This is a genomic window from Streptomyces spongiae (genome assembly GCF_009377185.1).
Taxonomy (GTDB): Bacteria; Actinomycetota; Actinomycetes; order Streptomycetales; family Streptomycetaceae; genus Streptomyces; species Streptomyces spongiae.
The window spans coordinates 1-6355 of the sequence record NZ_VJZC01000573.1 but is presented as its reverse complement, the minus strand read 5'-3'; the positions used below and the strand labels follow the sequence as shown (position 1 = coordinate 6355).

The 6355-nt window shown below is 72.8% G+C and carries 3 protein-coding genes; all 3 read right to left on the bottom strand.

From position 1 onward, the window contains the following. Nucleotides 1–445: 445 nt before the first annotated feature. Nucleotides 446–4393 carry an nSTAND1 domain-containing NTPase gene (locus FNH08_RS41775; RefSeq protein WP_152776734.1) on the bottom strand — a complete coding sequence of 1316 codons (3948 nt, stop codon included), beginning with the start codon at nucleotides 4391–4393 and terminating at the stop codon, nucleotides 446–448. A 208-nt stretch (nucleotides 4394–4601) separates the two neighbouring features. After that, nucleotides 4602–4946, bottom strand: a complete 345-nt coding sequence (locus FNH08_RS41770; protein ID WP_228034698.1) for a peptidase inhibitor family I36 protein — start codon at nucleotides 4944–4946, stop codon at nucleotides 4602–4604. Nucleotides 4947–5040: 94 nt separating this feature from the next. Continuing rightward, nucleotides 5041–5625, bottom strand: a complete 585-nt coding sequence (locus FNH08_RS41765) for a hypothetical protein (protein WP_228034697.1) — start codon at nucleotides 5623–5625, stop codon at nucleotides 5041–5043. Nucleotides 5626–6355: the final 730 nt, after the last annotated feature.

Genomic DNA, 6355 nt, shown 5'->3' with positions numbered 1-6355 from the left:
GTGCGGGGCGTGGTGGCGGGAGTTGGCGACGGCTCGGTACACCTCGTGGTCCGACCACGGGCTGTCGGTTTCGGGGGCGTCCAGCCACGCCAGCAGCACGGCTGCCGGGTCGGGACGGCCGTCGAGTCCGTCGTCGGGCGGCAGCCGCAGTACGGCCTCGTCGTCGTGCGGTGCGAGGCCGAGAGCCGCGGCTGCGCTCTACCACGGCCTGTCCCAGCGCGCCCTGTGTCGGTGACGCCACCGCGAACGCCTCCCGCTGGACACAGTCATGCAGCGGACTCACCCTCACAGCCTTCGTGCTGGTCAAGTTCCTCTTTGATCGGAGCGGGCGCCGCGCCCTTCCGCCGGTCGACGGCGGGCCTGGCGCCGCGCAGACCGAGGGCGGAGACCGCCGGCTTCGCCACCACCCATCTGGACCACGACCATCGCGCAGCGACGTTCGTGGTCAACGGCCCTCGCATGCCGTACCGGAGGCGAGGCCGGGGGTGCGGCGGGTGCGGTCCAGGTTGTCCAGGATCCGGCACATTCGGGCGACGGCGTGCCCGGTATCGGGGTCCCAGAGCTGGACCGTGCCGTCGGCCCCCACGGAGGCCATGGTGGTGCCGTGGGGACTGAATGCCACGGACTGCACGGCGTCGGCGTGGCCGGTGAGGGTGGCGGTCAGCCGGCGGGAACGGGCGGACCAGAGGCGGACGGTGCGGTCGAAACCGCCGGTGGCCAGGGTCCGGCCGTCCGCGCTGAAGGCGAGGCTGCGCACCGGTCCCGTGTGGGCGGTCATGGCCCCGCCGATCTGCCTGCGGTCGGCCGCGTCCCACAGGCGGGCGGTGCGGTCGTTGCCGGCGGTGGCCAGGGTGGTGCCGTCGGGGCTGAACGCCACACCCCACACCGCACCGGTGTGGCCGCGCAGGGGCCGGCCGGTCTGCCGCCGGTCGGTCACGGACCACAGCCGGGTGGTGCGGTCGTCGGACGCGGTGGCCAGCGTCCGGCCGTCGGGGCTGAAGGCGACGCCGTTCACGTAGTCCGTGTGGCCGGTGAATTTGGCGATCTCCTTGCCCGTGGTGACCGACCACAGGCGGGCGGTGTGGTCGTCCCCGGCGCTCGCCAGCGTCCGGTTGTCCGGTGCGAAGGCGACGGCGAACACGGTGCCGCGGTGACCGCGGAGGGTGGCGGTCAGCTTCTTGCGGCGGATGTCCCACAGCCGCACCGTGCGGTCGTCGCCCGCCGTGGCCAGTAGCCGCCCGTCGCGGCTGATGGCGACATCGCGCAGGCGACCGTGGCGCCCTCTCAGGAAGGTGCCGGCGGCGGCCGGTTCGGTGTAGGGCCACAGTGCGACCGTCCCGTCGTGGCCGACCGTCGCAAGGGTGCGGCGGTCGGGTGCGAAGGCCACGGCGGACACGGGCATGTCGGCTCCTGCCGCCAGGGAAGAGCCGGCCAGGTTCCACAGCGCCACGGTGTGGTCGAAGCCGGCGGTGGCGAGCGCACGGCCGTCCGGGCGGAAGGCCACGCCCAGGACGTAGTCGCTGTGCCCATGATGGATGGCGAGGAGGGTGCGGGTGCCGGTGTCCCACAGCTTGACCGTGCCGTCTCCGCTCGCGGCGGCGAGCGTGTCGCGCCGCGGGTGGAACGCGAGCCCGTTGACGTCGTCGCCGTGGCCGGGCAGCGCGCCGGTCCGGGTGCCGTCGGCCGGGTCCCACAGGGTGACGGTCCGGTCGTCGCCGCCGGTGGCCAGGGTGCGGCCGTCCGCGCTGAAGGCGACTGCGATGACCTGCCCGGCGGCCCGCAGGTCGCGGAGGGTCTGCCGGGTCCGTGTGTCCCACAGGCGGAGGGAGCCGTCGGTGCCACCCGCTGCCAGCGTGCGGCCGTCCGCGGCGAACGCCACGGCCTTGACCGGGGCGTCGGCTTCCAGTGTCCTGGTGCGGCCGGACCTGTTGCCTGCCAGTGCCCGCAGGTGGACCTCGCCCCGGCTGCCGCGGGCCGAGGCGCCGCCCGCTGCCAGGGTCCGTCCGTCGGGGGCGAACGCCACGGATACCCGGTTGCGGCCCAGACCGGTCAGGACAGCCGCCGGCCGCGTGGGCACGGCGCGCGGATCGCGGACGTCCCACACGCGGGCGGTGCCGTCCCGGCTGCCGGCCGCCAAGGTGCGCCCGTCGGGGCTGAACATCACGGTGGACACAGGCTCCGTGGAGGACTTGATCGTCGCCCGCGGGAGCCGCGTGCGGGCGTCCCACAGCCGCACGGTGCCGTCGTTCCCGCCGGTGGCCAGGGTGCGGCCGTCCGGGCTGTACGCGACCGTGTTCACCGGCGCCCTGCCCACGGTGATCCGCCCCGCGAAGCGCTGCGTCTGGGTACTCAGCAACGCGCCACGGGTCTCCGCATCGGGACTGATCCTGTACGCCTTGTGGGCGAGCAGCAGGGATTCCTCCGGCTGCCCGGTGGCGAGCCGCGCCGACTGGGCCGCCAGTGCGTGCGCCAGGGCGACGCGCCGCTCCTCGGCGGTGGTGCGCCACTGCTGCACGGCCAGGAGCCCGACGATGAGCGCGGCCGCGAGCGCTCCGGTGAGGGCGACGAGCAGCAGACGGCGCCGCCGTGCCTGCCGCTGGTCGGCGGCGGCCTCGCGCTCCTGCTGCCGCTCGCCGGCGGCGAGGAACTCCGCCCCCAACTCGTCGAGTCCCGCACGGTGGTCCTCGTCGGCGGCCCACTCCCGCAGCACGGCCAGCCGGGTGCCGCGGTAGAGGGCTGCCGGGTCGCGGCACTCGCGTTGCCAGGCCCGCGCGGCCTCGGTGAGCTGCTGGTGGACCAGGAGGCCCGCCCGGTCCGCGGCGATCCAGCCCCGCAGCCGGGGCCAGGCACGCAGCAGCGCCTCGTGGCTGATCTCGATGGCGTCGGCGTCGGCCGTGAGCAGCCTGGCCCGAACGAAGACGTCGACCACGGCACAAGCCCGGTCGGGATCGGTGAAGCCTGCCGTCAACTGGTCGCGGCCGCACCGGCGCCGGGTCTCCCCCGCGTCCTCGTCGACGCGGACCAGACGCAGCAGCAGTCGGCGCGCGAGGTGCCGGCCCGCCTCGTCCAGGCCGGACCAGACCCGCTCCGCCGTCGTGGTCACCGCACCGTGCAGACCGCCGGTGAGTCCGTAGCCGGCCACCGTCATGGTTTCGTCCCGGCGCTGCTGCCAGGTCGCCATCAGGGCGTGGGAGAGCAGTGGCAGTACGCCCAAGGCGGCGCGGATCGGGCCGTCTCCCACGTCGTCGGAGCCGACTCCCAGGTCACGCAGGGCGAGTTCAGCGAGGCCTGGCTCCAGGGTGAGTCCTGCGAGGTCGGCCGGTCCGGTGATGGCCTCGCGAAGCTGCTGTGCGCCCATGGCCGGGAGGACGAACAGGCCGTCGGAGAGGGCCGGCACGAGCTGCGGGTACGTGAGACAGCGTCCGTAGAAGTCGCCGCGGACGCCGAGAACCACCAGGGTGCGGGGCATGGACGACTCACCGTCCGTACCCGGGAGGGGGTCCGCAAGGGCGCGCAGCAACCGTACGCACGTGGTTCGTTCGGCCTCGTCGGAGCAGAGGGTGAAGATCTCCTCGAACTGGTCGACGACCAGGACCAGCCGGTTCTCGTCCGGGCTTCGTTCGGGTGCGCGGGCGTCGAGGGCTGAGGCGACCGCACGGGCCGTCAGCGTTTCGTCGCCCCCCTGGTTCGGGACCGGCACACTGCCGCCCAGCGCCGCGCCGATCCGCCGGGCCAGTTCGTGCAGGGGCCGGGAGGTGGGGGTACACACGGCTACCGGCCAGTGCCGCGAGCCCGGCAGGGCCCCGGCCCGGAGCGCCGGCACGAGCCCGGCTCCCAGCAGGGACGACTTGCCCGCTCCGGAGGGCGCGACGACTGCCAGTGGCCCGCCGTCCGTGAGGCGCTCGCCCAGACGTTGTGTCAGGGCCGCGGTGTCCTTGTCCCGGCCGAAGAACCACCGGGTGTCACCAGGACCGAACGCTGCCAGGCCGCGGTAGGGGCAGACGTCCTGCGACAGGGTCTGCGGAGTCTCAGGTCCGGCCGTCGCGCGGTGTCGCCGGGCCGAGCGGGGCACGAGACGCATCAGCGCTCCGCCCGCGTCCAGGGCGTTGTCACAGCGGCGTGCCAGGTCGGCGTTCGGGGGCTTGTCACCGGTCTCGATCTTGCTGAGGTACCCCTTGCTGTAGTGCACCCGATCGGACAGCGCCGCGAGCGAGACTCCGGCCTGGTTGCGCAGCCGGCGGAGTTCGGCTCCGAAGGCGGGAAGCTCCTGGGCGCCCCCGCGAGGGACGGCAGGGGGGTGCGGGACCGTCGGCCGTGCCGGGGCCCTCGTCCTGTCCCGGCCGTCCTCGCCCCCGCCTGTTCCGCGGTGCGGTGCGTCATCCGTCCCTCTCATGGCGGTACCTGCCCATCCCCGTTCCGGCGGTCGTGTCGACGCCGGAGGCTAGGGCACGGGCAGCCCCCGGGCGGGGTGGCCCGGAGGATGTTGACCGTTTCGGGTACCGACCGTCACCGCTTTCGGGTGACGGTTACGGGAGGCTCCCGGCCACGCCTGAACCGCGGGGGCTCCGGGGCGGCCGGGGAGCCCGTTCACGCGCCGCCGTTCAGCAGCGGTCGGCGACCGCGTCGAGCTTGGCGCCGAAGCCCCGGTCGTAGTTGTCGGCGTAGTCACCGGCCTTCACCGCTCGGCTCTCCTTGGTGCCGTTGTTGTAGTTGATGAAGCAGGCGTCGCGGTTGGCCCGAAAGGAGTACGTGTGGTCGTGGAAGGCAGGCGGCACATCGACGTAGCCGCCCCGCCAGATGTACAGGTCACCGCCACCGTTCTTCTTGGTCCACAGGCAGACGGCGTTGGCCTCGCAGCCAGGAGCGGCCGCGGTGGGAGGCGCGGTGCTGGCCAGGCAGGCCATGGCCAGGGTTGCGGCGACGAGCAGGGCGCGGGTCTTCCTCATGATGTGTCCCTTCATGTTGTTCGGTGGGTAGCGCGATGGGGTGTTCGGGGGTGGTCGGGAAACCAACGACGGTGTGGGGTGAGCGCTCGCGCCGTCAGTCGACGATGTTGACCGGACGGTAGGCGTGGTAGCCGTCCCTGCCGTTCACGCCGTACGAGTGCTGCTTCCAGCGCGTGCCGACGCCGCCGGCCTGCTCGTAGGACTTGTAGACGGTGTGCGCGCCATCGGCCCAGCCGTCGAAGATGACGACGTGCCGGTTGTTCGGGTCATTGCTGTTGGCCTTGATCACCAGGTCGCCGGGGGCGAGTTCATTCATGGCGATCGGCCGGGTCCAGCCGTCGTTCTTGAGCTTGACGGTGTTGGGGCCGGGCGCGCCCAGATTGAGCGCCATGGAGGCGTAGCCGGAGCAGTCCTGGCGGTACTCGTTCTTCCAGTACTTGGACTGGCTGTAGGGCACCTGCCTGCCGTTGTTGGCGGTAAGCCAGGTCTTGGCCCGCTCCAGCACCTGAGCGCGGGTGATGCTCGGCGCTGCCTGGGCGGCACGGGCCTTGTCGACCACCCGGACCGACGCGGTCGCGGCGGCGGGCTGGGCCGCCGGGGCCGTCAGCGCGACGGATCCGGCGCACAGCACAACGGCCAGCGCCGCGAGGGACCAGCGTCGACTCTTCTTCACGGTCATGGTTTCTCCGAAAATCATGCAGGTGACCGGCGGGAGCGGGAGTCGGTGAGCTCCCGCCACGGGGCGAGCCGGCTCGCTGTACCCGGTGCTTTGAGTTTCGGAGCGGAGCCTGCGCAGTTGAATGGGTTTCCCGTCTCCCACCTGCGTGGGAAACGGGAAACACGTCGTGAGGCGGTCGTCCGGTGGGCCGGCCGGCTGCCGGTGCAACGCTCGATCCGTTGGTGAACACCCTCGGCAGCTGCGGCCAGGCTCAGCTTGTGGCGCTCACGAACAGGCCCTCCCACACACCTCGCGGGAGAGGGCTTCGTGTTGTCGCTGACGGCGGGGTGTGCCGTACGACGTCCGTGTTCCTCCCCGTCGGCCGGCGCCTGGGTGTGGCACCTGAGGAAGGGCCGGCCCGTTGCTTTCCCCCGTAGCAACGGGCCCATCCCAGTGTCAGCTGGCGCGGGTGGCCGCTGGGTGACCGGCAGATGAGGCCGAGTGGGAGCAGGCGGCCGGTCTTGCAGCAGGAGCGAGCCGCTCGCGGGCAACGGTGGATGTCTGCAGAAGGAATGGCGGTTCTTATCTGCGACGGCGCAGTGCTGTGTAACCGGCAGCGGCGAGTACCGCTGCCGTCGCGAGGCTGACGCCTATGCCGATGTCCCAAGCGGAGGGACCGGCTGTGGAAGTGCCGCCGACGCCGCCTCGCGCACCGCGGGTGGGGGCAGGGGAAGCGGGAGTGGCCACGGTC

Coding starts and splice junctions, on each gene's coding strand:
- FNH08_RS41775 (WP_152776734.1), bottom strand. CDS start 4,393: ATGAGAGGGACGGATGACGCACCGCACCGCGGAACAGGCGGGGGCGAG.
- FNH08_RS41770 (WP_228034698.1), bottom strand. CDS start 4,946: ATGAGGAAGACCCGCGCCCTGCTCGTCGCCGCAACCCTGGCCATGGCC.
- FNH08_RS41765 (WP_228034697.1), bottom strand. CDS start 5,625: ATGACCGTGAAGAAGAGTCGACGCTGGTCCCTCGCGGCGCTGGCCGTT.